Origin of the sequence: Herbiconiux sp. (assembly GCF_004297105.1) — a bacterium.
Lineage (GTDB): Bacteria > Actinomycetota > Actinomycetes > Actinomycetales > Microbacteriaceae > Herbiconiux.
In genome coordinates this window covers 293,956-316,705 of sequence record NZ_SCVE01000020.1, presented here as the reverse complement: position 1 = coordinate 316,705, position 22,750 = coordinate 293,956, and the positions used below count along the sequence as shown (strand labels likewise).

Here is a 22,750-nt window from a genome sequence, read left to right as displayed (position 1 = left end):
TCGGAGGGGTGCGCGAGTGGTTCGAGCGGCCGGGTCCAATCCGGTCGCTGCTGAGGATGCGGCAGGAGACGCATCTGCATCCCGCATCCGATGGAGTCGGCAATGCCTAGCTCTCAGGGGCGTGAATCTGACAAACGCTGTTGAGTTGTGAAGGTGCGGTCGGTGGTGCCCGTGGCTGGATTCGAACCAGCGACGACCGGGTTAGAAGGCCGGTGCTCTGTCCGCTGAGCTACAGGGGCGGGATCTGGCGGATGATGTGGTGGACGATGCAGGCGGTGACGATCACCGCGGCGCAGACGATGACCGCGAGCGTGGTGGGCAAAGTGAGCCCGGCCGCGAGGATCGCGACCACGGCGAGCACCCAGATCAACTTGCGCGCCTGTCGATGCGGGTGACGTTCGACTTCGCGGCCTGGTGCTCGCACTTCTGGCGGAACACCCAAGCGGCCAGGCACGGCTCGGCGATGAGCCACGGCCCGCCCTTCTTTCGCTGAACCCCGTGGAGTTCACCGGCGCGGCATGCGTCGCGGATTGTCTCCGGGTGCCGGCGGGACACGTTCGCCGCCTCCTCCGAGTTGTAGAGGTTCATGACCGCACCAGCCCCATCGACTCGAAGATCTGGTCAAAGACCGGGAGGTCGCGGCGGGTGTACCCGTAGACCTGCTGGATGGTGCCGTTGATCGTGCGCGGCACCTTCAGCGGCTCAACCCCGTGCTTCGCGATGTATGCGCCCTTCAGCCGCTTGCCGAACGAGGACCGGATGCGCACCCGCTCGACGCGGCTGACACCGGCCTCGTCGAGGTACGACTCCACGTCCACCGGCATCGTCTCGGGATCGAGTTCCGGCTCCACGCCGAGGGCCTGGGCGATGAGGAATCGGCCCTGCACCTCGAGGTAGTGCTCGTCCACGATGCCCTTCAGTGCGGACAGGACACCGGCCTGGGATTGCGCACGGCGGGCGAGAACGTCGAGCTGATCCACCGTCGCCGCGGGGTTGATCGCGCCACCCTCGTGAAAGTAGGCATCGAGCGCGTCGGCTGCCTCCGACTGGAATGCGTCGAGGACCGGACGAACCTCGGGAGCGACACGCGACGGCTCGATGGTCGCGAGCCACATGGTGAAAGTACGGCGGTCGATCATCGCCATCTCGCGAGACTTGCCGTCGTCAGCAACCGTGGCCTTCAAGACCACGGTTGCCCAGGTCTTCTCACGCAGCTTCTTAAGTTGGCGAGAGTAGTCGACGCCGATGTTGTCGCAGGCGTGACGTATAGAGACGAGGAACCCGTCACCGTCGCGCTGGGCGACGAGCTCGGTCTCGTGGAATGGGATGCGTTCGATCACGGTCGCCATGACTACGCCGCCTTCGATTCGATGATCGTGACCGGGTAGGTGATGGCAGTGAGTGGGACTGCGAGCGCAGCAGCGAGACGGTGCAGGACGGCGGGCGAAGGCTGCCTCTGGCCGTTCTCGATCTTGGTGAGGTAGCCCGGGTCGATCTCAGCGCGCGTCGCCAAAGCACTCGGTCGGTAGCCCCGGAGCTCTCGGATCACTCGCACGCTCTCGCCGTTGAGGCGGAAGGTCTGGTTCGTCATGAGGAAATAGTAAGCGGCAAAAAGCGGCAATGCGAGGCTAGGCAAGGAATTACTTCCGCGTGTCGCACGTTTCCGGGGAACTTGGTTTGTATTTATTGCCGCGCCTTGCCTAAGCTAGGGCCGTGGACACCGGAAAAGACCCTCGCAGCTTTCGTCATGCCCTCGGCTACAGCCAGGGGGAGCTCGCTGAAGCGCTGGATGTTTCGCCAAGGACGGTGCGTAACTGGGAGGCGCACGGCGCTTTCCCGGCGAAGTACGTTGATCGACTTGCCCGCCTCGTGGAGAAGCGCGATGCTGCATACGCTGAGATGGAGCCTGCGGAGCCGCGGCCGGAAGACGATGACGAGAACATGAGCCAGTTCGCGCTCTCAATGTTCAAAGCTTCTCGAATGCTTGACGAGACCGCCTCGCCGCAGGAACTGCTCGAGAGGCATAGAGCGATTTTCGAGTCCGCGATGCTCGCTCTCGACTATGTCGACGTGCTCGTGGAGGCAAAGGTGAGTCGAGACTTACCAGCATCAATCTTGAGCGCCGTAATGGACGGAATCGTACAGACCGGAACCCTGGTGATGATCGCAGCATCGGACGATGAGGCGATGTCGGGCTTTTTGTTCCGAATGTCGAGCATCCGTGAGAGGTCCGAGTCTCTGCCCGCGCGTGCTGCCGACCCCAGGCTTGATCGCGACCGTCGCAGTACCCGTGTGAGTCGTTTGCGTGATACTGAGCCCCCCTCTAAGCCGAGTGAGCCTGAGGCGGGGGACTCGCCTGAGGCCCCCGATCCAGAGCACGAGCACGAGCAGCAATAACCTTCCGATCGCCGGTCATGTGCCCGCAGAAACAAACTAGCCGCCCGTCGCTTGAAAATGATTCGGGCGGCATCAACCGAAGGATAATCACATGGTGCTCAAGAAGACGTCCGTCACGATCCTCGACTTCGACCGCGAGACTGCCCAGGACGAGCCCGGCGTCATCACCGTCGCTGAGCTTCTCGAATTCGCAGACGCTGTGCGCGCCGCGGAGCTCAGCCCTGACGACGAGATCCAGATCATCACCTTCGACTACGAGGGCGCACCTGTACCGATCGGGTTCAAGATCGAGAGCAGCAATGCCCTGGACTGAAACGCTCCGCTCCGGCCGGTACCAGGCGCTCTACCGGACGGCTTCCGGCGAGCGCCGATCTGCAGGATCGTTCGACCACAAGAAGGCGGCCATCGCCGCCGCTACGGTGGCTGAAGAGAACTCCCGGAAGGTCGGGTGGCGTGACCCGAAGGTCGCGCAGCAGACGTGGCGTGAGTGGGCTGCCGAGTGGTGGCCGACGCGCACGGTCGCGCCTGGCACGCTGAAGACGGATGCGGGACGCCGGGACGGACGGCTGATGCCGAAGTGGGGCGATGTCCGGCTCTGTGACATCACTCGCCACGAGGTGAAGAAGTGGGCGGGGGAACTGCGCGACGAGGGCTTATCTCCGGCGACCGTGCAGCGCACCGTGCACCTGCTCTCGGCATCGCTCACCGCGGCCGTGGATGCTGAGATTCTGCCCGGGAACGTGGCCTACCGGCTCCGACTCCCGCCTGCAGACAACACCAAGGAGCGCTACCTCACGAAGAAGGAGCAGGGGCGGCTCCTCGCCCAGTTCGAAGACGACTCCGTCGACCAGGCCCTCGTAGCCCTGCTCCTCGGCACAGGCCTGCGGTGGGGCGAAGCGGTCGGGTTGCAGGTGAAGCGGGTAGATCTGCAGCGAAAGATGTTGCGGGTCGCTGAGGTGTGGGACAACAAGAGCCGTGAGCTCAAGGCCTACCCGAAGAGCAAGCGGCGTCGCGACGTTCCGATCCCTCCGTGGGTCGCCAGGCGCATCAAGCCGCTCATGAAGAACAGCGCCAGCGGGTTCGTGTTCGAGATCGACGGAAACGTCATCGACTACTCGAACTGGCGCAACCGGGCATGGTCTAACGCGATCATCGGCGCGCACCTCGACGACGGCGAGGTCACCATCCACACCCTGCGCCACACCTACGCCTCCATGCTCGTCCAGGCGGGACGGTCGCTCGAGGAGATCGGAAAGCTCCTCGGCCACCTTTCACCGTTGACCACACAGCGGTACAGCCACCTCGCGAAGGTCGCTAGCGACGAGGTGCTCGACGCTCTCAGCGACCCCACTCAGAAGCCCAAGAAGGCTCCGAAGCGCATGGCAAATGCATGGCAAACCGATCGTTTACGAGGCGGTTCGGGACTGTACCGCGCTGTAGACAATCGGGCATCAAAGCCTCACTGACCGGGCATTTCCTTCACCAGACTGTACGGTGCCGTAATCGGCTTTACGGCCCCGCGTTCCCTCATAATCCGTCGGTCACGGGTTCAAGTCCCGTCCGCCCTACTCTGCACCTCGACAGGTGTTGAAATCTGCCGCGCGGTGCGGAAGGGTTGACGCATGTACGTCATCGTCTCCGTCCTGTTCCTCGCCCTGACGGTGTTCGCGCTGGTCGACATCATCACTCGCCACGACGGTCAGGTGAAGCATCTGCCGAAGGTGGTCTGGGTGCTGCTCGTGGTGTTCATCCCGCTGATCGGCATCATCCTGTGGTTCACGATCGGCCGGGAATACGACGGCTCGCGCCGGGAGGCCATCAGCTTCGGCGATCCGCGACGGTGGTCGCGCGAGCAGCCGGTGCAGCAGCGTCCAGCGTTCGACACCCGCAGCACGGAGCAGCAGCTCGCCGACCTTCAATCGGAGATCGACTACTACAGCCAGCACGGCGTCGAGCGCCCCGAGCGGCCGAAGGGCCCGGAGACCGGCACCTAGCCGAGCGCCCGGCCTGCGCCCTCAGGCCAGCACGAACGCCATCAGCATCAAGGCGGCCGAGACGCCCATGCTCGCGACCTCGACCGAGGGCACGATCGCACGGGCCCGCGTGCCCCACCCCGCGATCCGCGGCGAGGTCGGCCGCGGCCTCAGCCGCACCGCGAGCTGCAGGCTGAAACCGACATAGGCCAGCACCGCGATTCCCACGACGGCGCCCAGGGTTCCGGATGCCGCGCCACCGGCGTGATGCGCCAGCGCGGGCGATGCGGATGTCGCTGCGACCCCACCCCCCGATGGCGTCCCCATCACGAGCAGCAGTGCCGCCGTGACGATCAGGCCGAGAGCACCGTGGATCCCCATGATCCGCCCCTGATGCGTGCCGTGATGAGCCGGAGGCGTCCGACTCGTCACGAACGACGTCACCAGCGCGGTGAGCACGAGCAGCGTGGCCCAGGCGAAGGCGGGCAGCCCCATCATCCGTGTCGACGCATCGAGCATCGCGGCGAGCATCACGAGCGCCGCCACCGCCGCGATCACCCGCCCGGCCCGGCGCGTGCCGATCACACAGCACGCGCCGACCGTGGCGGGAACGAGCGCCCCCGCGTGCAGCAGTTCACCCACGAGGAGCTCCTGTTCTCGTCGAGCGGGCGCGTCAGTGAGCGGCGTGGCCGTCGTGCGACGCGTGGCCGGCCGGATGGGCCTCTCCCGTGGCGTGCTCCGACACCGCGTCGATCGCGTGGTGGGCGCAGTGATCGGCCGATGACCCCGCCGACGAACCCGGTGCCGGCACATTCAGGGCAGGGTTGCGGTCGAAGAAGCCGTAGGGCTTGAGCGTGAACTTCGCGTAGTCGACCGGCATCACGGGCCAGTCCTCGGGCCGCGGGAAGTGGGTCGGGCCGAACGTGTGCCACAGCACGATGTCCTCGCCGTCGATGGGGGCGTCATCCGCGATGAAACGGGTGATGCCGTCGCCACCCGGATTCTGGTGCACGAAGTCGCCCGCCGCGTACCGCTCGGCCGGGTCGTACGCGGTCACGAAGAGGTGCTTCGTGGCGAACTCCGCGCGCCGCGCAATCGACGACGACGGGTCGGCCAGCAGCGTCGGCGACTCGGTCGGCAGAAGTACGTAGCCGGTCGGCCGCCCCATCGCGTTGGTCTCCGAGGCGTTGGTGACATGCCAGGCACGCCCCACCGAGGCATCCGCCACCCTTCCTGACGACCCCTCGGTGGTGAGCCGCGTGACCGCCTTCGTGAAGGCGTTGCCGTGCTCGTTGCCCGGGCCGACGGGCACCCGCACCGCGTCGACCTCGTCGACCGCGTTCGCGACACCGTCGACCATCATGTCGAGGCGCGCCGAGAACAGGTGCTGGTGATACGGGCCGCCGAGGCCGGGAGCGACCTCCGAGGCGTACGGATAGTCGGCTCCCGCCTCGTCGAGTCCCGGGTACGCCGACGTGAACAGCACGCCCGTGAGCTTCGCCTCGCACTCGATGGTGCCGTCGAGGTAGAGGTACCAGTAGAACCCGTAGTCGTAGTTGCCCACGGTCGTGAAGAACGAGATCACGAGCCTGCGCGACCGCCGCACCTCGTTCGACCCGGTGAACATGTCGGAGTGCTTCCACAGCGTGCCGAAGTCCTCCTCGTGCATGCAGATGCCGTTCGCGATGGTGAACGGGTTGCCGAGCTCGTCGGCCAGCACGGCGTCGAAGTAGTGGATCTCGCCCACGCAGTCGCAGCCGAGCGCGAGCGAGTTCGTGAAGCGGCCGAACAAGTACTCGCCAGTGTCGAAGTAGTTCTGCCAGAACCGCACGGGCGACGGGTCTCCGTAGGGCACGAGCATCTCATCGATCGACGCCCGGTAGATGATGGGCCGGGTCTGGCCGGATGCCGCATCCGCCCAGCCGAGCTGCCGCAGCACGAGCCCCTCCCGCGTGTCGAAGCCCACCTTGAAGCGCCAGTTGCCCCACGAGACGTCTTCCCCGTCGACCGTGAACGACGGGCCCTCGGGCTGCGTGATCACGATCGGCGTGAGTGTGTCGAGCGGCGGGCCCTGGAGCTCGGGGTCGTCGAAATTGCCCGACGTGGCGGGGACCGGCAGATCGGCGGCGTCGATCAGCCGCGTGACCGAACGCGTCGCCGTGTCGACATAGGCCGAGAGTCCGTCGACGGGGTGTGCCCACGGGTGGTCGCTCGGCGAATCCATGCGGAACGCCAGCACGCGCAGGATGCGGCGCCCCTCCTCCTCGGGGAACTCGTAGTAGCCCGCCGACAACGGCACGCAGATGACGTTGTCGACGGTGAGGCCGCGACGGTGGAGCGCCGCCACCCAGCGCTCGTCGTCGGCCACGATCTGCGCGATGGCATCGAACTCCTCGATCAGCACCGGCAGCTGTCCGGTCGAACCGTCGAGCACGGCCGTGGAGATGATCTCTCCGCCACCGATAGAAACCACGTTGTCGGTCGACCGGCCCGTGGCCATGTCGAGCAGCATCACCCGCGCCCGGCGATCGGGCAGCTCACCGTCTCCGGCCTCCCAGGCCAGCACGTCTCGCTTGTGCGGCTCATCGAGTCCGACGTAGGCGAAGCGGGTCGTAGCGGTGAAATCCGGCGCGGCGCTCACGATGTCGCGGATGGCCGTGAACTCGGCGGCGGTGAGGCTGGCGAGCGGATGCAGCGTACCCGAGCCGCCGCCCGTTGCGGGGTTTGAGGCATCCGAGGTGGTCAAATCGAGATCGGCGATGGTCATGATGCGGTTCCTTACTGGTGGTGAGGGTGATGAGAATCGAAATGGAGGCGACGGATGTCGCTCAGCCCGCGAGCGCGTCCGGCACGGTGGCGGCGCTGGAGTCGCTGATCGCCTCGGTGATGCGCTCGTACACGGCCGGCTTCGTGCGCTTGAGCACGGCCGCCTGCACGAGTCCGAAGACCGGGAAGACGACGATCAGTGCCAGGAGGGCGATGCTGACCCCGCCGAACACCGGCGAGCCGGCGCCGTCGACATCGCCGACCATGATCGGGAAGTAGGCGATGATCACCACCGCCGAGCCGATCAGGCCGATGAAGCCGAGTGCGGGGGCGATGACGGTGTTCCAGAGGCGGGTGTCCTGCTTCGTGCGGGCGAAGTAGACGATCACGGCCAGCGAGGTGATGCCCATGAGGATGGCGATCGCGAGGGTGGCCACCCCGGCGAACCAGGTGAAGACCTGCAGCACGGGGTCGAGTGCGAGAACGGCGAACACCACGATCAGAACGGCCGCGGTGACCGTCTGCACGACCGAGGAGGTGTGCGGCGAGAGGTGCTTGGGGTGCACTCGGCCGAGCACGTTCGGCAGCACGCCCGCGTTCGACATGGAGTGCTGGTAGCGGGTGATCACGTTGTGGAACGACAGAACGCAAGCGAACATCGAGGTGATGAGGAGGATGTTGATGATGACCTCGCCCACCACACCCAGATACTTGGCGGTGGTGACGATGATCATGGCGCCCGGGTCGTCGGCGGCGACCCCGAGAACGTTGTCGGGCCCCCACGCCATCACGAGTCCCCACGACGCGAGCGTGTAGAACACGCCGATGCCGATGACCGCGGTGTAGGTGGCGCGGGGGATGGTGCGGCGGGGGTCTTTGGCCTCGTCGCGGAAGATCGCGGTGGCCTCGAACCCGATGAACGCGGCGATGGCGAACATCAAGCCCACGCCCGGAGCACCCGAGAAGATGTTCGAGGGCATGAACGGCTCGGCCGACAGGCCCTGCTCACCCCCGGAGAACACGATGGCGGCCACGAGCACGAGAACGATGCCGACCTCGCCCACCAGCAGCACCCCCAGCACCCGGCTGGAGAGGTCGATGTGCCGGTAGCCGAGAAAGCCCACGATGGCGATCACCGCGAGGGAGTAGAGATACCAGGGGATGTCGGGGCCGCCGAGCCCGGTGACGGTCACCTGCAGGATGTAGCCGATGTACCCGTGCACGCTCACCTGGATGGCGGTGTACGTGAGCAGGGCGAGGAAGGCGCTGGCCAGGCCCGCCGGCTTGCCCAGCCCGTAGCCCACGAAGGTGAAGAATGCGCCCGGTTTCGGCACGTGGCGCGTCATGGCCGCCAGCCCCACGGCGAACAGAAGCAGGATGACCGCCGACACGGCGTAGAGACTCGGGAACCCCACTCCGTTGCCCAAGAGGATGCCGAGCGGCGCCGCACCTCCGACGACGGTCAGCGGTGCCGCGGCGGCGACCACCATGAACACGATCGCGGTGACGCCGAGCGATCCCTTCAGGGTGCGGGAGTGAGGTGTGCCGGTCGCGGCGGCGGGATCTTTGGTGACGGACATGGCGATCTCTCCTCGGGGATGGGATGGGGATGGGCGGCTTGCCGTCCACTGTGCTCCGCTCCCGTTGCGGGCCTGTCACCGCCGTATGAAGGTTCGCTGCCTCCCGAATGAGACGGTGCCGCCGCTGGTGTCTCATTTGAAGAACACGCAGCCGAAACATCCGTGTCGCACGACCGCAATGTGCGGCTCGTAGCCTGAGCGCGTGACAGCACTCGGTCGCGCGATCTCCGACCCCACCCCCGTTCCCGGCATCGGCCACCGTTCTCCCGTCGACGGTCTCCAGCGCCGCAGTGTCGGCTTCGTCGATGTGCTCGCCCAGTCGGTCTCGGCCGTCGCTCCGTCAGCTGCGGCGACCACCATCCCGATGCTCGTGGCCGTGGTCGCGGGCGGGGCCACGCTGTGGGCCCTGGCCGTCGCGATGGTGCTGTCGCTGCTCGTGGCGACCTCGGTGAATCAGTTCACCCGGCGTATCGCCGCCACCGGGTCGCTGCACACCTACGTGTCCCGTGGGCTCGGAACGGGCACCGGATTCCTGGCGGGCACCGCCATCCTCATCGGCTACGCCTTCATCGCGATGTTCGCGCTGGCCGGGGCGGGCTACTACCTCAGCATCCTCCTCGACCGGCTGTGGCCGGGCGCGGCGCAATCGCCCGCGCTGCTCATGGTGCTCATCGCCGCGATGGCCGCCGTGGTCCTCGTGGTGGTCGTGCGCGGCATCCGGATCTCGGCACGGATCACCATGGTGATCGAAGCCGCGTCGGTGGCCATCATCCTGGTCCTCGTGGTGAGTCTGCTGGTGGTCACGGCACCCCGGGTCGGTTCGGGGTTCGACTGGAGCACGCTCAGTCTCGCCGATTCCACCCCGTCGAACTTCGCCGTGGGTGCCGTTCTCGCGCTCACCGCGTTCGTGGGCTTCGAGAGCTCGTCGACGCTCGGCGTCGAGGCGAAGAAGCCGTTCGCGAGCATTCCGCGCGCCGTGGTGTGGACGGTGATCGTCTCCGGCTCGCTGTACCTCGTGGCCACCTACAGCCAGATGGTGGGCTTCTCGGCACTCGGCCTCTCGCTCGGCTCCACCGACTCGCCCGTGAACACGCTCTCCAGCGCCTACGGGGTGGAGTGGATGGGCCTGCTGCTCGACGTGAGCATCGCGGCCTCGTTCCTCGCCTGCGCGATCGCCTCCACCACCGCCCTCGCGCGCGTGCTGTTCGCCATGGGGCGCGAAGACGTGCTGCCATCGGGACTCGGCCGCACTCACGCGCGCTTCCGCACCCCCTGGGTGGCGGCAGTCTGGTCGGTACCGATCGTTGCAGCCGTGCCGATCGCGACGGTGGCGCTCGGCGCGGGACTGTGGCCGACGATGGAGACCCTGATCGTGGTCGCCGCAGCCGGCTACATCGTGGCCTACGTTCTGGTGTGCCTCGCCGTACCGGTCTTCCTGCGGCGGATCGGAGAGCTCACGACCGGCGTCGCCGTGCGATCACTCACCGCCGCCGGTCTGCTCGCGGTGGGCATCGTCGTCTACCTGGCGGTCGAGTTCCCGAGCGCGCGCTGGGCGGGCGCGCTCACGTTCGTGCTGCTCATGGTGTCGGGTGGCGTCTACTTCGCGATCCGCCGGCACCGGCGGCCCTGGCTCGCGCGCACGATCGGGGTCTACGACGAGCCGGTGTCCGACGACGTTCTCGGCGGAGGGGCGGTCGAGCCCGAGTGAGTTTCGGCGTGCGCGATGACTCCCAGGAGGACGGATCCCGTCGGCCGCCCGATCTCCGCGCCCGCCAGCCCAAGGCCGTGCATTCGGCGCTCGCCGTGCTCGAAGAGGTCGCCCGTTGTGGTGCGGGGGTGACGGCGCACCAGGTCTCCGAGAACCTCGGGCTCCCGCGCGCGACGGCCTACCGTCTCATCAACCTCCTCGTGCAGGACGAGTACCTCGTGCGCATGCCCGACCTCCGCGGCTTCACCCTCGGCCGCAAGGTGGTCGAGCTCGCCCACCTCGTGGCCCCGGTGCCGCCTCCCCGGGCCGCGGTGGCGGTCGTGGAGGAGTTGCGGGCGAGCATCCGGGGCGGCGTACATCTGGTGCGCTACGAGGGCGATCGGATGCGTGTGGTCGACGCCGATCCCGACTTCCCACTGGCCGACGAGGGCCGGCTGCTCGCCGAACTCGACGTCTCCGCCGTCGGACGCCTGCTCCTGGCCGAGCTGCTGCGCACGGGGGCACCGCTGCCGGCCGACCTGAGTGCCGCCACGCGGTCGTCGCCGGGGAGCCTGGAAGCGATCCGCCGCGAGTACGAACGCACCGGTCGTGCCCGCCAGCTCGACGCCTTCACCGCGGGCTTCGGATGCCTCGCCCTCCCGATCCGCGGGCCGGGCGGTGAACTCGTGGCCGGCCTCGCTCTCTCCGCCCCTCGTGTGCGGATCGAACAGCCCGGCATCCTGCTCGATCAGCTCGCCGACGGAGCGCGCCGCCTCGCACCTCTGCTGCGCTGAGCCGCTCGCGCGCTCGCGCATCGTGTCGACTGCGCCTATCGTGGAAGAAGGGCGACGACGCCACGGTGGGCGAGCCGCGTTCGACGTGGAGCCCGTCCGAGACGGGAGACGTGTGCGCGACACCAGAGACGATCGGAGCTTCGACTCCCGCTTCGACGCGGTCTTCCAGCCGGGCTTCGACGAGACCGCCGGCGACCTGCCGGTGTTCGAGAGCGACGACGTCGCGATCGGCGATGGTCCGCGCGATCCAGCTGTCGTGCCAGGGTCTCGACGGCTGCGTCTGATCGACCGCTTCGTGATCGCCCTCTGGGTCATCGGCGCCCTGATGATCGTCCTCGGCGTCGCCGCTTCCTCGGTCACGACCGGCTACTACGGCGGGTCTCTGATCGAATTCACACCTGACTTCTTCATGATCTCCGTGTTGTCTTTATCGTCACAGTGGCTCGTCCCGGTCGGGCTGGTCACGCTGGTGGGAACCGTGTTCCTGCTCGCCGTTCGTTGGGAGCGCCGTCCATGACCCCAGAAGGTTCCGTCCAGACATCCGCCGCGCCGGCGCCCCCGACAGACGCTCCCCTCACCCTCGACGAGTTCCGCGACCTCACTGGTGCCATCCTGCAGAACCTCGAGAGCGTCATCGACGGCAAGACCGAGGCGGCCACGCTCGCCCTCATCGTGCTGATCGCCGAGGGACATCTCCTCGTCGAGGATGTTCCGGGCGTCGGCAAGACCACTCTGGCCAAGGCGCTGGCGACGAGCGTCGGATGCTCGGTGAGCCGCATCCAGTTCACTCCCGATCTGCTGCCCTCCGACGTCACCGGCGTCTCCATCTACAACCAGAGCGACCACGCCTTCGAGTTCAAACGCGGTGCCGTGTTCGCCAACATCGTCATCGCCGACGAGATCAACCGCGCATCGCCGAAGACGCAGTCCGCCCTGCTCGAGTGCATGGAGGAGGGGCAGGTCTCCGTCGACGGCACCACGCATCCCCTCGAACCGCCGTTCATCGTGGTGGCCACGCAGAATCCCATCGAGATGGAGGGGACCTACGCTCTGCCCGAGGCGCAGCGCGACCGTTTCATGGCCCGCCTCTCGATGGGGTATCCGGATGCCGCGGCCGAACTCTCGATGCTGCACCACCGCGAGCAGGCGAGCCCCCTCGACCGGCTCACCGCCGTGGTCGACAAGCCGCAGCTGGCCGCGCTCATCGCGACGGCGCGGTCGATCTACGTCAGTCGCGCCGTCGAGTCCTACGTCGTGTCGATCGTGCAGGCCACGCGCAGCCACCCCGAGTTCCGTCTGGGCGCGAGCCCGCGCGGCACCCTTCACCTGGTGCGCGCGGCGAAGGTGCTCGCGGCCCTCAAGGGGCGCGAGTTCGTGGTGCCCGACGACATCAACGACCTCGTGGTGCCCGTGCTGGCGCACCGTATCGTGGCCACCCGCCGGGCGGCCAGCGACACCAAGGGCGGCGCGAGCACGGCGATCGGCGCCGCATTGAGAGCCATCGTGGCGTCGACGCCGGTTCCGCTCAACCGTTCGCGGTCGGTCTGACCTCGCTGCGACTGCACACCCGTGAACCCGTGACGCCCTCCCGACCGCGCTCGTCGCTCCCGCACCTCACCGTGCGGGGGTGGGGCCTGGTCGCGGCCGGGGTGCTGGCTCTCATCGCCACCCAGGTGTTCCGCCGTCAGGAACTCGCGTATCTCGCCTGCTTCCTCCTCGCGCTGCCCGTCATCGCTCTCATCTGGGTGGCGCTCCGGCGGCTCGCCATCACCGTGCGCCGGCGACTCGACCCCGAGTCCGGTGCAGTGAACCAGGCGGTGACCGCCAGCGTCTTCCTGCAGAACTGGGGCAGCTTGCGCACGCCATCTGCACTGTGGACGGATGCCGCATCCTTTCCGCTCGATGCCACCGATCCGGCGGCGCTCCCGCCTCTTCCCGCGTTCAGCGCCACCGTCGCCGATGAACCCGTCGCGCAGGTCGTGCGCTACCGTCTCGACACGCGGTATCGCGGCGTGCACGAGCTCGGACCGTTCACGATCATCGTCTCCGACCCGTTCGGCTGCGCCGTGCGACGCCTCAGCCTCGGCGTCACCGACACGGTTCTCGTCACCCCCCATGGTGTTCGAGCTCGCCCGGATCGACCTGCGGCTGTCGACCGGCGACGGCGCGGAGCAGGTGTCCCGCCGCCTCGTGGGGGCGGGGGAGCAGGATGTGATCGCGCGCAAATACCTGCCCGGCGACTCGATGCGGCGCGTGCACTGGCCGGCCACGGCCAAGCACGGCGAACTGATGGTGCGGCAAGACGACCAGCGCAACGATCAAGACGCGGTGATCCTGCTGGACGCGCACTCCTTCGACCGGGCGGGCGACGACCGGCCCGACGAGGCGTTCGAGTGGGCGGTGAGCGCGGTGGCGTCCATCGCGCTGCACCTCATGAACGAAGGCTACGGTGTGCGTCTCGTCGGGCACACGTCAGGGGCAACCGGGGCTTCGGCATCCCACGACGAGGTGTTCACCCTGCCCCACGGCAGGTCGCGGGTCGTGCTCGACCTCGCCCACGCCTCCGTCGACGCCCTGCACGACTCCAGCGACTTCCGGGCCGCCGTGGAGGAGGCTGCACTCACCTCCCCGGATGCGCCACCCGTGTTCGCCCTGGTCTCCGCGCGCGGTGGAGCGGCGGAGCGCATCCGTGATCTGGCGGCGATGTCGTCGCATCCGGTGGTCTTCGTCGTCGACGCTGGGCCCGTGCCGCTGGGGCGGCAGGCTGCGGTGCCGAGCGCGGCCACGGCCGAGCTCCGGGCCGCCGGCTGGACCGTGGTCGACTGCCACCCCGGCGACTCCCTCCCGGCGCTGTGGAAAGCGCTGGGCGAAGCACGAGGTCTCGCGTGAACGCGGCAGCCGCCCGGAGCTCCCGCCCGTCGGCGGCGGCCCTGCGGCGCGGCGAGCGCGCCGGTGCGTGGAAGAGCACGCTCGCGGTCTTCGGCACGCTCGGCGCGGCGCTGCTCGGTCTGGGACCCCTTCTGCAGGGTGTCGACTGGTGGTTCGGCACGATGCTCATGGTGGCCGTGCTGCTCGCCGTGATGGCGGTTCTGCGGGCCCGCGGCGCCTCCGAGGTCGTGGTGGTGAGCGTCGCGGCGGTGGTCTGGGGCGCCCTTGTCGTGCTGCTCTACGCGGCCTCCACGGTGTGGCTCGTGTTCCCGACACTCTCGACCCTCACCGAGATCTCGAACGATCTCTCCGATGCGCGGCTCTCGATCGCCGTGCAGGAGGTGCCCGCGGTGGCGGATGCGCCCATCACGCAGCTGCTCGTGATGTCGCTCGGCCTCATCGCCATCGTCACCGACGAGCTGGCCACCGGTCTCCGCGCGCCGGCGGTCGCCGGCATCGGCCCGCTCGCCGTGCTCGCGATCGCACCTCTCGTGCGGCGGAGCGAGCCGAACGTGTCGGTCTATCTGCTCACGGCCGTGGCGTTCCTCGTGTTGCTCTGGTGCAGCGCACGCATCGGCACGGAGCACCGCTTCCGGTGGCAGGCCAGGGCAGGCGGGCGCAACCCGCTGCTGGCGGTCGGTCTCGGGGTGGGAGCCCTGGCCGCGCTCGTGGCGCTGCCCACGGTCACCCCGGGCCTCACAGCCGAATCCTTGGCCGACGACGGCGCGGGGGGCCGGTTCCCGACGGTCTACGCCACGGGCGTCGACCCCACCATCCAGCTCGGTCGCGATCTGCGCCGCAGCGATCCGGTTCTCTCCCTCACCTACAGCACGACCTCCGAGAAGGGGCTCTACCTCAAGATGGTGAACCTCGGGGAGTTCACGGGCGACACCTGGGAGCCGGAGACACCCCTCGGCGCGGTCGGGTACTCGGGGCAGGATTTCGGCACCCCACCGGGCTTGGCCGCCGACGTGCCCGTCGTCGAATCGAGCACCTCCATCTCTATCCAGGCACTCCGCAGCGACTGGCTGCCGTTGCCGTACCCCACGTCGCGGGTCGACGGGCTCGCCGGTGACTGGCTGCTGACGCCGAGCACGTTCACCGTCACGAACCTGCAGGGCGATACGCAGGGTCACGACTACGAGGTCGAGTCGCAACTCGTGCAACCCACGGCCGAGCAACTCGCCGCAGCGGGCGCCACGGTCCCGGATGCCATCGCGCCGTTCCTCTCGGTGCCCTCGGACCTGCCGGCCATCATCTCCGACACCGCGGCCCAGGTGGCGAGCGGCGCCGCAACGAACTACGACCAGGCGGTGGCGCTCCAGGAGTACTTCCGCGGCGGGCAGTTCCGCTATTCGCTGAGCGCCCCGGAGGCCGGCGGCTACGACGGCGACAACGCCACGATGATCGCGGCCTTCTTGGAGCAGAAGGAGGGCTACTGCGTCCACTTCGCGTCGGCGATGGCCGTGATGGCGCGCACCCTCGGTATCCCGTCGCGCATCGCGATCGGTTACGCACCCGGTCAGACGGCGGATGCCACCACCGACGGCCGTCCCGTCTACGAGGTCTACACCGATCAACTGCACGCCTGGCCCGAGCTCTACTTCGACGGCATCGGCTGGCTGCCGTTCGAACCCACCCCCGGTCTCGACATCACCCCGCCCGACTACAGCCTCCCCGACTACGCACAATCGGGCAGCACGGGTGCTTCGGCGGCTCCGACGCCGGCCAGCACGTCGACGGCGAACCCGGCTGACCGGCCCGACCAGCCCGACCAGGCGGTCGCGCAGACGCCGGAACAGGTCACCTTGGCCCAGGTGCGGGGATGGGGAGTGTTCGCCGCCATCCTCGGCGGTGCGGCCGCGATCGTGCTTCTGCCGTTCAGCGTGCGCCGGTTGCGTCGCCGAAGCCGCCTGCGCCGGCTCCCCGAGGCGGATGCCCCCGCCACCCTGGCGTGGACGGAGCTCGAAGACACCCTCGACGACTACCGTGCGCCGCGTTCGGCCGGCGACACCCTGCAGGCCGCCGAGCGCCGCCTGATCGACGATCTGTCGTTGAACGAGGAGCTCGTCGGTCGACTCCGTCTCGACGTGGAACGGGAGCAATACGCGGGCGGCCGGGCGTCGTCACCGACATCCGACCGAGCACGGGTGCGCGACGATCTCCTGGCCCTCATCGCCCAGCTCGAGGCCCGGGCGAGCACCGGGGAACGGATGCGGGCACGCCTGCTCCCGGTGTCACTCCTGCGCCGGCGCAGGACGTCGGCCTCGGCGGGGTCGCTCGTTCCGTAGCGGGCGGGCCAGCGCCTCGGCGCCTCCCGGCCATGCCTCGAGTTCGTCGATCCAGGCGAGCGCCGCGTCCGCGAGATGCCGGTCGGCGGCGGCCGGAGCGGTTCCGGCATTCGCGGTGGCAGTCTCTCGGACGATCTCCCACGCGCCACGGTAGCGGGGGAGCAGGTCACCGAATCCACTCCCGGCGAGGCTCGAGGTGAGCAACAGCTTGAAGCGCATGTCGCTCCAGGCCGATGGGGCGTCGACGTCGATCTCAGCGAGCCAGGAGTCGCGTTCGCGGCGCCCGGCGGGGGTGAGCCGGTACAGGGGGAGGCCGTCATCCGTGGTGTCGGATGCCTCGACGAGCCCGGCCGTGCGCAGCCGCTCGAGGGTGGAGTAGATCTGTCCGACGTTGATGCGCCCGGTGCGGTCGGTGCGCTCTTCGAGCTCGGAGTGCACCTGGAGGCCGTACGCATCCGCTTCACCGAGGATCACGAGGATTCCGGCCCGGATCGACACGGCAGGCCTCCCTCGCGACCGTCAGCTGTCTGCGACGGAATTACTCACTCAGTATAGGTCTGGGAGTTCGCGACATCCGTGTTACATCGTTGTGATTCGGCGGATTGCTCGGGCATAATGGCAGCACAACTGAAGATCCATGCCGCCAGGCAGCCGCTCCGTTCACAGGTCGTTGGGGAAGACGTACCTCACGAATGGAGAGAAAAATGGCGGCAATCGTTGCACGCGGAGTGGTCTACGTCCACTCTGCTCCTCGCGCGCTCTGCCCCCACGTCGAGTGGGCCGCAGGTCGCGCCATCGGTCGTGCAGTGAACTTCGATTGGATCGAGCAGCCCGTGCTCCGCGGTTCTCAGCGCGCCGACTTCTTCTGGGAGGGCGCACCAGGAACAGGTGCCGCCATCGCGTCGGCGCTGCGTGGCTGGGAGCATCTGCGCTACGAGGTCACCGAAGACGCCTCGGAGGGCACCGACGGTGGCCGCTGGATGCACACGCCCGATCTCGGCATCTTCTACGCCCAGGTGGATGCGGGGGGCAACACGGTCATCCCCGAAGACCGCATCCGTCACGCCATGGAAGCAGCGGGCACCAACGCCCTCGACCTGCACCGCGAACTCCGGCTCGCCCTCGGCCAGGCGTGGGACGACGAGCTCGAACCCTTCCGCTACGCCAGCGACATGTCTCCGGTGATTTACCTCCACCGCGGCGTCGGCTGATCCTCTTCGCGACTCGCCAAAAAACGCCCTAAAAGCTGCGCTTTAGGGCGTTTTTTGGCGAGTCGCCAGGAGGTCAGGCGGTTTTGAAGGCCACGACCGAGTTGTGGCCGCCGAATCCGAAGGAGTTCGAGATGGCCACGACGTCGCCGGCCGGCAGGGCGCGCGGCTCGCGCACCACGTCGAGGGGGATGTCGGGGTCTTGCTCCGAGAGGTTGATGGTGGGGGGAGCGATGCGCTCGTGCAGAGCCAGCACGGTGAAGATGGCCTCGATACCGCCGGCGCCACCCAGCAGGTGACCGGTGGAGGCCTTCGTGGCCGACACCGGGATGTCGTGCAGCCGGTCGCCGAACACGTGTAGCAGCGCCTTGTACTCCGCGATGTCGCCCACGGGCGTGCTCGTGGCGTGGGCGTTGATGTGCGCCACGTCGTCGAGCGAGTATCCGGCGTTCTGCACCGCCGCGATCATCGCGCGCGCGGCCGCCGAGCCCTCGGGGTCGGGGGCGGTGATGTGGTAGGCGTCGCTCGTGACGGCGCCGCCCAGCAGCTCCGCGTAGATCCGGGCGCCGCGTGCGAGCGCGTGCTCCTCGGTCTCGAGCACGAGCGCTGCGCCGCCCTCACCCAGCACGAAGCCGTCGCGCGTGAGGTCGTAGGGGCGGGATGCCGTGGCCGGGTCGTCGTTGCGCTTCGAGAGCGCCTGCATCGACGCGAAGGCGGCGATGGGGAGGGGGTGGATGGCCGCCTCGGAGCCGCCCGCGATGATGATGTCGGCGTAGCCGGCCTGCAGGTGATCGTAGGCGTTCGCGATCGACTCCGTGCTCGACGCGCAGGCGGAGACGACGGTGCGGGCACCGGCGCGGGCGCCCAGTGACATCTCGATGGCCGCCGCAGGGCCGTTCGGCATGAGCATGGGCACCGTCATGGGGAGCACGCGGCGCGGGCCCTTCTCGCGGAGGGTGTCCCATGCGTCGAGCAGTGTCCAGACACCACCGATGCCGGTGGCCCAGTCGACGCCGAATCGCTCGGGCACGACATCCGGAGACCCGGCGTCGGCCCACGCGTCACGCGCGGCGATGAGGGCGAACTGGCTGCCCGGGTCGAGGCGCTTCGTCTCGATGCGCTCGAGCACCTCGCTCGCGGCGACACGCGCCTGGGCGGCGAAGGTGACGGGGAGCTGGTTCTCTGCCACCCACGGCTGCTCGAGTGTGGTGGCGCCCGACTCGCCCGCGAGCAAGGCCTTCCAGCTGTCCGCAGCGGTTCCGCCGAGGGGAGTGGTGGCACCGATACCGGTGACGACGATCTTCTTGCTCATGGTGAAACTTTCTGTGGGTGGTCAGTCCAGGGCGCCCGGTCGGGCAGGTCGCAGACGCGAGGAGCCGGATGCGGCGACGCAGTGCGATGGTGAGGTGATGTCGTGCGGTCGACAGGATTGGTGCCTTCGGGTCGCAATCCTGTCGACCATCCGCGAGGGAGGGGCTGGATCAGCCCTGTGCCGCGACGATGAAGGTGACGGCGTCGCCCACGGTCTTGAGGTTCTTGACCTCTTCGTCGGGGATCTTGACGTCGAACTTCTCTTCGGCGTTGACGACGATCGTCATCATCGAGATCGAGTCGATGTCGAGGTCGTCGGTGAAGGACTTGTCCAGCTCGACTGTGTCGGTCGCGATGCCGGTCTCGTCGTTGATGAGCTCGGCCAGGCCGGCCAGTACTTCTTCGTTGGACAATGCCATTGTTCTCTCCTTGGGGTGTGTTTGACCGAGACTTAGTTTAGTCAGGGCAGTACGACGACTTGTGCACCGAACACGAGGCCGGCTCCGAATCCGATCTGCAGGGCGAGACCGCCCGAGAGCTCGGGATGTTCGCTCAGCAGTCGATGGGTGGCGAGCGGGATCGATGCGGCCGAGGTATTGCCGGTGGTCACGATGTCGCGGCCGATGAGCACGGACTCCGGCAGCTTCAACTGCTTCGCGAACTCGTCGATGATGCGCATGTTCGCCTGGTGCGGGATGAAGGCCGCGAGGTCGTCGACCGTGATGCCGGCCGCGGCCACGGCTTCCTTGGCCACCTTGACCATCTCCCAGACCGCCCAACGGAAGACCACCTGGCCGTTCTGCCAGAGCGTGGGCCAATCGGTCTCCTTGTCGCGGAATGCGATGGAGGTTCCTGTCATGTGGATCTCGTCGCGCTTGGTGGCGTCGGACCCCCAGATGGTGGGAGCGATGCCGGGGAAGTCGCTCGGGCCCACCACTGCGGCGCCCGCTCCGTCACCGAGCAGGAACGAGATCGACCGGTCGGTGGGGTCGACGTACTCCGAGAGCTTCTCCGCGCCGATCACGAGCACGTACTCGGCCATGCCGGAGCGGATCAGGGAGTCGGCCTGGCCGATGCCGTAGGTGTACCCGGCGCAGGCGGCGCTGATGTCGTAGGCGGCGGCGAAGGGTGCGCCGATCCGTTCGGCCACGTGCGTGGCGAGCGAGGGGGTGATCACCGGGTTGCTGATCGTGGAGACCAGGATCGCGCCGATCTGTGAGGGCACGATTCCGGCGCCCTCGATGGCCTCCTTGGCCGCGGCCTCGGCGAGGTCGACGGCGAAGACGTCGTGCGAGGCGCGCTTGCGCTCGACGATGCCGGTGCGCTGGCGGATCCACTCGTCGGAGGAGTCGATCGGGCCCACGAGGTCGTCGTTGGGCACCGTGAGGTCGCCGCGGGCGGCGCCGACGGCGAGGATGCGGGTGAACTTCGCGCCGGTCTTCTGGTTCAGGGTGGGCTGGGTCATAGGGCGTTCCGCGTGGCCTTCCGTGAGGGGGTGAGTGAGTGGAGGTCGCTCAGGCGGCCTGGTCGATGAGCTCGAACGCGGCGGGCAGTTCGTCGGGGGTCTTGACCGCGACGGACGGGATGCCCTTGAGACCGCGGCGGGCGAGCCCCGTGAGGGCGCCCGCCGGAGCGACCTCGATGAGGCCCGTGATGCCGGCGGCGGCGAACGACTCCATGCAGAGATCCCAGCGCACGGGCGAAGAGACCTGGCCCACGAGCAGTTCGAGGAAGCGGGTGCCGCTGTCGACGGCCGATCCGTCGTTGTTGGTCCAGATGGGCAGCGTGGGGTCGGCCGTCCTGAGCGTGGCGGCCACTGCGGCGAGCCGGTCGACGGCAGGGGCCATGAAGTGGGTGTGGAAGGCGCCGGCGACCTGCAGCGGGATGACGCGCACACCGCGTGGGGCGCGCTCCGCGAGCAGCGCCAGCGCATCCGGAGCCCCGGCCACCACGATCTGGCCGCCGCCGTTGTAGTTCGCCGGCAGCACGCCGAGTTCATCGAACAGGGTGAGCAGCTCGGGCTCGGTGCCGCCCACGACCGCGCTCATGCCGGTCTCGGTGAGGGCTGCCGCATCGGCCATGGCCCGGCCGCGCTCGCCCACGAGCCGCATGGCGTCGCCCGCGCTGAGGATGCCCGCTCCCGCCGCGGCCGTGATCTCGCCCACCGAGTGGCCGGCGATGCCCCCGACGAGTTCACGCCGGCCGTCGGCCAGCAGAGCGTCGAGGGTGAGGATGCCGGCGGCCACGATCAGCGGCTGCGCCACCGCAGTGTCGCGGATGGTGTCGGCGTCACTCGTGGTGCCGTGCGTGATGAGGTCGACTCCGGCGGCGTCGCCCAGCTCGCCGAGACGGGTGCGATAGGCCGGATCCGCGATCCAGGGTTCGAGGAATCCCGGGGTCTGCGAGCCCTGGCCGGGACATACGACGACGATCATGACTTCAGTCTCCCAAGAGTTCGCTTCAGTGCTGTGTTGTAAAGAGCCAATAGATTCACTTATTGCTTGACGATAGTCGACAAGGCAGGGTCAGCGACGCGGTGACGTGCCGTCATGATCGTTCATCGACCCCAGGATGAGAGCCGACTGCAGGATGAGGGCCTCGCGTGCGCCCGTGGCATCCCACCCGATCACCTGGGTGACGCGCTTCAGACGGTAGCGCACGGTGTTCGGGTGCACGAAGAGCTCCCGGGCGGTGGCCTCGAGCGAGCGGCCGTTGTCGAGGTAGCACCAGAGCGTGGTCATCAGCTCGGGGGACTGGTCTTGGAGCGGCCGGTACACGCGGTTGACGAGGGTCGAGCGCGCGAGAGGATCACCGGCGAGCGCGCGCTCGGGCAGCAGGTCGTCGGCCAGCATCGGCCGGGGCGCGTTGCGCCAGGCCTTCGCCACGGCGAACCCGGCGAGAGCCGCCTTGGCGCTGCGGGAGGCGTCGACGAGGCTCGGTACCTCGTGGCCGAGCACGAGATACCCCGGGCCGAAGCCGGGCTCGAGCTGCGTGGCGATGTCGAGGAACGAGAGGGTGGGCTCATCCGGAGACGGAACCGCGGTTCCGTCGTCTTCGGGAACCGCGGCGTCGAGCGGGTTCGTGCCCCCGGAGGGATGCGCGCGCCCGATCACGAGCACGAGCCGGCCGCCCTGCACTCCGATCAGCAGATCGGCGCTCAGGTGGCGTGCCGTGCGTCGCAGCTGGTCGACATCGAGCTGGCGCGGCGTGGTGCCCACGAGCACGCTCACCTCGCCGTGGCCGTGCCAGCCGAGGGCGGCGATGCGGCTCGGCAGCTCATCGTCGTACTCGCCGCTCAGGATCGAGTCGACCACCAGCGCCTCGAGACGCGCGTCCCAGAGCCCACGGGCCTCGGCGGCCCGGGCGTACACGTCGGCCGCGGCGAACGCGATCTCGCGCGAGTACAGGAGGATGGCCTCGCGCAGCGAGGCATCCGTTCCCGCCACGCGCTCCTCGACCACCTCGACGACGACGCGGATGAGCTGCAGAGTCTGCTGCAGGCTCACCGAACGGAGCAGCTCGCGCGGAGCGGAGCCGAACACGTCGGCGGCGATCCAGGTGGTGGTGGTGGGGTCGTCGTACCACTGGATGAACGACTTGATGCCGGCCTGGGCCACGAGGCCCACGGCGGAACGCCGCCCGGGCGGCATGTCGCCGTACCACGGCAGCGTCGCATCGAGCTTCTTGATCGTCGCGGTCGAGAGCTCGCCCTGGATGGTGCGGAGCCACGCCAGGGTCTGCGCCTTGGTCTTAGCAGGCATCAGCGCCCTCCACGGGCAGAGCCCTCGACCGCGATCGATCGTCGAATCATGCGG

Annotated in this window: 24 protein-coding genes and 1 tRNA gene; 11 read left to right on the top strand and 14 right to left on the bottom strand. The window is 68.4% G+C overall.

The genetic code is table 11. The features are described from left to right. Nucleotides 1-163: 163 nt before the first annotated feature. The 5 genes from EPO52_RS17590 to EPO52_RS17570 form a co-directional block, all read right to left on the bottom strand. A tRNA-Arg gene (locus tag EPO52_RS17590) sits at nucleotides 164-239 on the bottom strand. Next, complete coding sequence (locus EPO52_RS17585) at nucleotides 230-370, bottom strand: hypothetical protein (protein WP_290809173.1); 141 nt, start codon at nucleotides 368-370, stop codon at nucleotides 230-232. Before EPO52_RS17585 ends, EPO52_RS17590 begins: the two co-directional genes overlap by 10 nt. Beyond that, nucleotides 367-588: a helix-turn-helix domain-containing protein gene (locus EPO52_RS17580; protein WP_290809171.1), complete on the bottom strand. Its 222-nt coding sequence runs from the start codon at nucleotides 586-588 to the stop codon at nucleotides 367-369. Before EPO52_RS17580 ends, EPO52_RS17585 begins: the two co-directional genes overlap by 4 nt. After that, nucleotides 585-1,349, bottom strand: coding sequence for a phage antirepressor N-terminal domain-containing protein (locus EPO52_RS17575; RefSeq protein WP_290809169.1), 765 nt, complete (start codon nucleotides 1,347-1,349; stop codon nucleotides 585-587). Before EPO52_RS17575 ends, EPO52_RS17580 begins: the two co-directional genes overlap by 4 nt. Before the next feature lie 2 nt (nucleotides 1,350-1,351). Next, the gene (locus tag EPO52_RS17570; RefSeq protein WP_290809166.1) at nucleotides 1,352-1,591 is read right to left on the bottom strand and encodes a helix-turn-helix transcriptional regulator; all 240 of its coding nucleotides are present in this window, start codon (nucleotides 1,589-1,591) and stop codon (nucleotides 1,352-1,354) included. Between the two features lie 122 nt (nucleotides 1,592-1,713). Between EPO52_RS17570 and EPO52_RS17565 the strand changes: the two genes are divergently transcribed. The 4 genes from EPO52_RS17565 to EPO52_RS17550 all read left to right on the top strand — a co-directional run bounded on the left by EPO52_RS17565 (nucleotide 1,714) and on the right by EPO52_RS17550 (nucleotide 4,391). Further along, nucleotides 1,714-2,397, top strand: a complete 684-nt coding sequence (locus EPO52_RS17565; protein ID WP_290809164.1) for a helix-turn-helix transcriptional regulator — start codon at nucleotides 1,714-1,716, stop codon at nucleotides 2,395-2,397. 91 nt (nucleotides 2,398-2,488) lie between these two features. Then, complete coding sequence (locus tag EPO52_RS17560; protein WP_290809162.1) at nucleotides 2,489-2,710, top strand: hypothetical protein; 222 nt, start codon at nucleotides 2,489-2,491, stop codon at nucleotides 2,708-2,710. Beyond that, nucleotides 2,697-3,863: a site-specific integrase gene (locus EPO52_RS17555; protein WP_290809160.1), complete on the top strand. Its 1,167-nt coding sequence runs from the start codon at nucleotides 2,697-2,699 to the stop codon at nucleotides 3,861-3,863. Before EPO52_RS17560 ends, EPO52_RS17555 begins: the two co-directional genes overlap by 14 nt. 156 nt (nucleotides 3,864-4,019) lie before the next feature. Beyond that, entirely contained in the window at nucleotides 4,020-4,391 is a 372-nt protein-coding gene (locus EPO52_RS17550) for a PLD nuclease N-terminal domain-containing protein (protein ID WP_290809158.1), read from the top strand. A gap of 21 nt (nucleotides 4,392-4,412) precedes the next feature. Here EPO52_RS17550 and EPO52_RS17545 read toward each other — a convergent pair whose 3' ends face one another. The 3 genes from EPO52_RS17545 to EPO52_RS17535 all read right to left on the bottom strand — a co-directional run bounded on the left by EPO52_RS17545 (nucleotide 4,413) and on the right by EPO52_RS17535 (nucleotide 8,716). Beyond that, nucleotides 4,413-5,012, bottom strand: a complete 600-nt coding sequence (locus EPO52_RS17545) for a hypothetical protein (protein ID WP_290809156.1) — start codon at nucleotides 5,010-5,012, stop codon at nucleotides 4,413-4,415. A 31-nt stretch (nucleotides 5,013-5,043) separates the two neighbouring features. Next, a complete protein-coding gene (locus EPO52_RS17540) occupies nucleotides 5,044-7,137 on the bottom strand; it encodes a primary-amine oxidase (protein ID WP_290809154.1) in 2,094 nt (697 codons plus the stop codon). A 61-nt stretch (nucleotides 7,138-7,198) separates the two neighbouring features. Beyond that, nucleotides 7,199-8,716: an APC family permease gene (locus EPO52_RS17535; RefSeq protein ID WP_290809152.1), complete on the bottom strand. Its 1,518-nt coding sequence runs from the start codon at nucleotides 8,714-8,716 to the stop codon at nucleotides 7,199-7,201. Nucleotides 8,717-8,918: 202 nt separating this feature from the next. On the opposite strand from EPO52_RS17535, the gene EPO52_RS17530 reads away from it, so the two are divergent. From EPO52_RS17530 to EPO52_RS17505, 6 genes are all read left to right on the top strand, one after another. After that, nucleotides 8,919-10,424: an APC family permease gene (locus tag EPO52_RS17530; protein ID WP_290809150.1), complete on the top strand. Its 1,506-nt coding sequence runs from the start codon at nucleotides 8,919-8,921 to the stop codon at nucleotides 10,422-10,424. A gap of 8 nt (nucleotides 10,425-10,432) precedes the next feature. After that, nucleotides 10,433-11,197 carry a helix-turn-helix domain-containing protein gene (locus tag EPO52_RS17525; RefSeq protein ID WP_290809148.1) on the top strand — a complete coding sequence of 255 codons (765 nt, stop codon included), beginning with the start codon at nucleotides 10,433-10,435 and terminating at the stop codon, nucleotides 11,195-11,197. Between the two features lie 112 nt (nucleotides 11,198-11,309). Further along, on the top strand, nucleotides 11,310-11,714 hold the full coding sequence (locus tag EPO52_RS17520; RefSeq protein WP_290809146.1) for a hypothetical protein: 405 nt from the start codon (nucleotides 11,310-11,312) through the stop codon (nucleotides 11,712-11,714). Further along, nucleotides 11,711-12,745 (top strand): AAA family ATPase, encoded by a 1,035-nt coding sequence (locus EPO52_RS17515; protein WP_290809144.1) that lies wholly within the window; start codon nucleotides 11,711-11,713, stop codon nucleotides 12,743-12,745. Before EPO52_RS17520 ends, EPO52_RS17515 begins: the two co-directional genes overlap by 4 nt. Before the next feature lie 567 nt (nucleotides 12,746-13,312). Then, nucleotides 13,313-14,086, top strand: a complete 774-nt coding sequence (locus EPO52_RS17510; RefSeq protein ID WP_290809142.1) for a DUF58 domain-containing protein — start codon at nucleotides 13,313-13,315, stop codon at nucleotides 14,084-14,086. Continuing rightward, complete coding sequence (locus tag EPO52_RS17505; RefSeq protein WP_290809140.1) at nucleotides 14,083-16,416, top strand: transglutaminaseTgpA domain-containing protein; 2,334 nt, start codon at nucleotides 14,083-14,085, stop codon at nucleotides 16,414-16,416. Before EPO52_RS17510 ends, EPO52_RS17505 begins: the two co-directional genes overlap by 4 nt. Here EPO52_RS17505 and EPO52_RS17500 read toward each other — a convergent pair. Continuing rightward, complete coding sequence (locus tag EPO52_RS17500) at nucleotides 16,363-16,914, bottom strand: PadR family transcriptional regulator (RefSeq protein ID WP_290809138.1); 552 nt, start codon at nucleotides 16,912-16,914, stop codon at nucleotides 16,363-16,365. The genes EPO52_RS17505 and EPO52_RS17500 overlap by 54 nt on opposite strands. A gap of 206 nt (nucleotides 16,915-17,120) precedes the next feature. Between EPO52_RS17500 and EPO52_RS17495 the strand changes: the two genes are divergently transcribed. Beyond that, the gene (locus EPO52_RS17495; protein WP_290809136.1) at nucleotides 17,121-17,627 is read left to right on the top strand and encodes a DUF3145 domain-containing protein; all 507 of its coding nucleotides are present in this window, start codon (nucleotides 17,121-17,123) and stop codon (nucleotides 17,625-17,627) included. Between the two features lie 73 nt (nucleotides 17,628-17,700). Here the strand turns inward: EPO52_RS17495 and EPO52_RS17490 are convergent, their stop codons facing one another. From EPO52_RS17490 to EPO52_RS17470, 5 genes are all read right to left on the bottom strand, one after another. Next, entirely contained in the window at nucleotides 17,701-18,936 is a 1,236-nt protein-coding gene (locus EPO52_RS17490) for a beta-ketoacyl-[acyl-carrier-protein] synthase family protein (protein WP_290809134.1), read from the bottom strand. A gap of 169 nt (nucleotides 18,937-19,105) precedes the next feature. Further along, nucleotides 19,106-19,354, bottom strand: a complete 249-nt coding sequence (locus EPO52_RS17485; RefSeq protein ID WP_259526901.1) for an acyl carrier protein — start codon at nucleotides 19,352-19,354, stop codon at nucleotides 19,106-19,108. A gap of 41 nt (nucleotides 19,355-19,395) precedes the next feature. Then, nucleotides 19,396-20,400, bottom strand: coding sequence for a beta-ketoacyl-ACP synthase 3 (locus EPO52_RS17480; protein ID WP_290809131.1), 1,005 nt, complete (start codon nucleotides 20,398-20,400; stop codon nucleotides 19,396-19,398). 49 nt (nucleotides 20,401-20,449) lie between these two features. Beyond that, the gene (locus EPO52_RS17475; RefSeq protein WP_290809129.1) at nucleotides 20,450-21,370 is read right to left on the bottom strand and encodes an ACP S-malonyltransferase; all 921 of its coding nucleotides are present in this window, start codon (nucleotides 21,368-21,370) and stop codon (nucleotides 20,450-20,452) included. Between the two features lie 90 nt (nucleotides 21,371-21,460). Continuing rightward, nucleotides 21,461-22,696, bottom strand: coding sequence for a helix-turn-helix domain-containing protein (locus EPO52_RS17470; protein WP_290809127.1), 1,236 nt, complete (start codon nucleotides 22,694-22,696; stop codon nucleotides 21,461-21,463). Nucleotides 22,697-22,750: the final 54 nt, after the last annotated feature.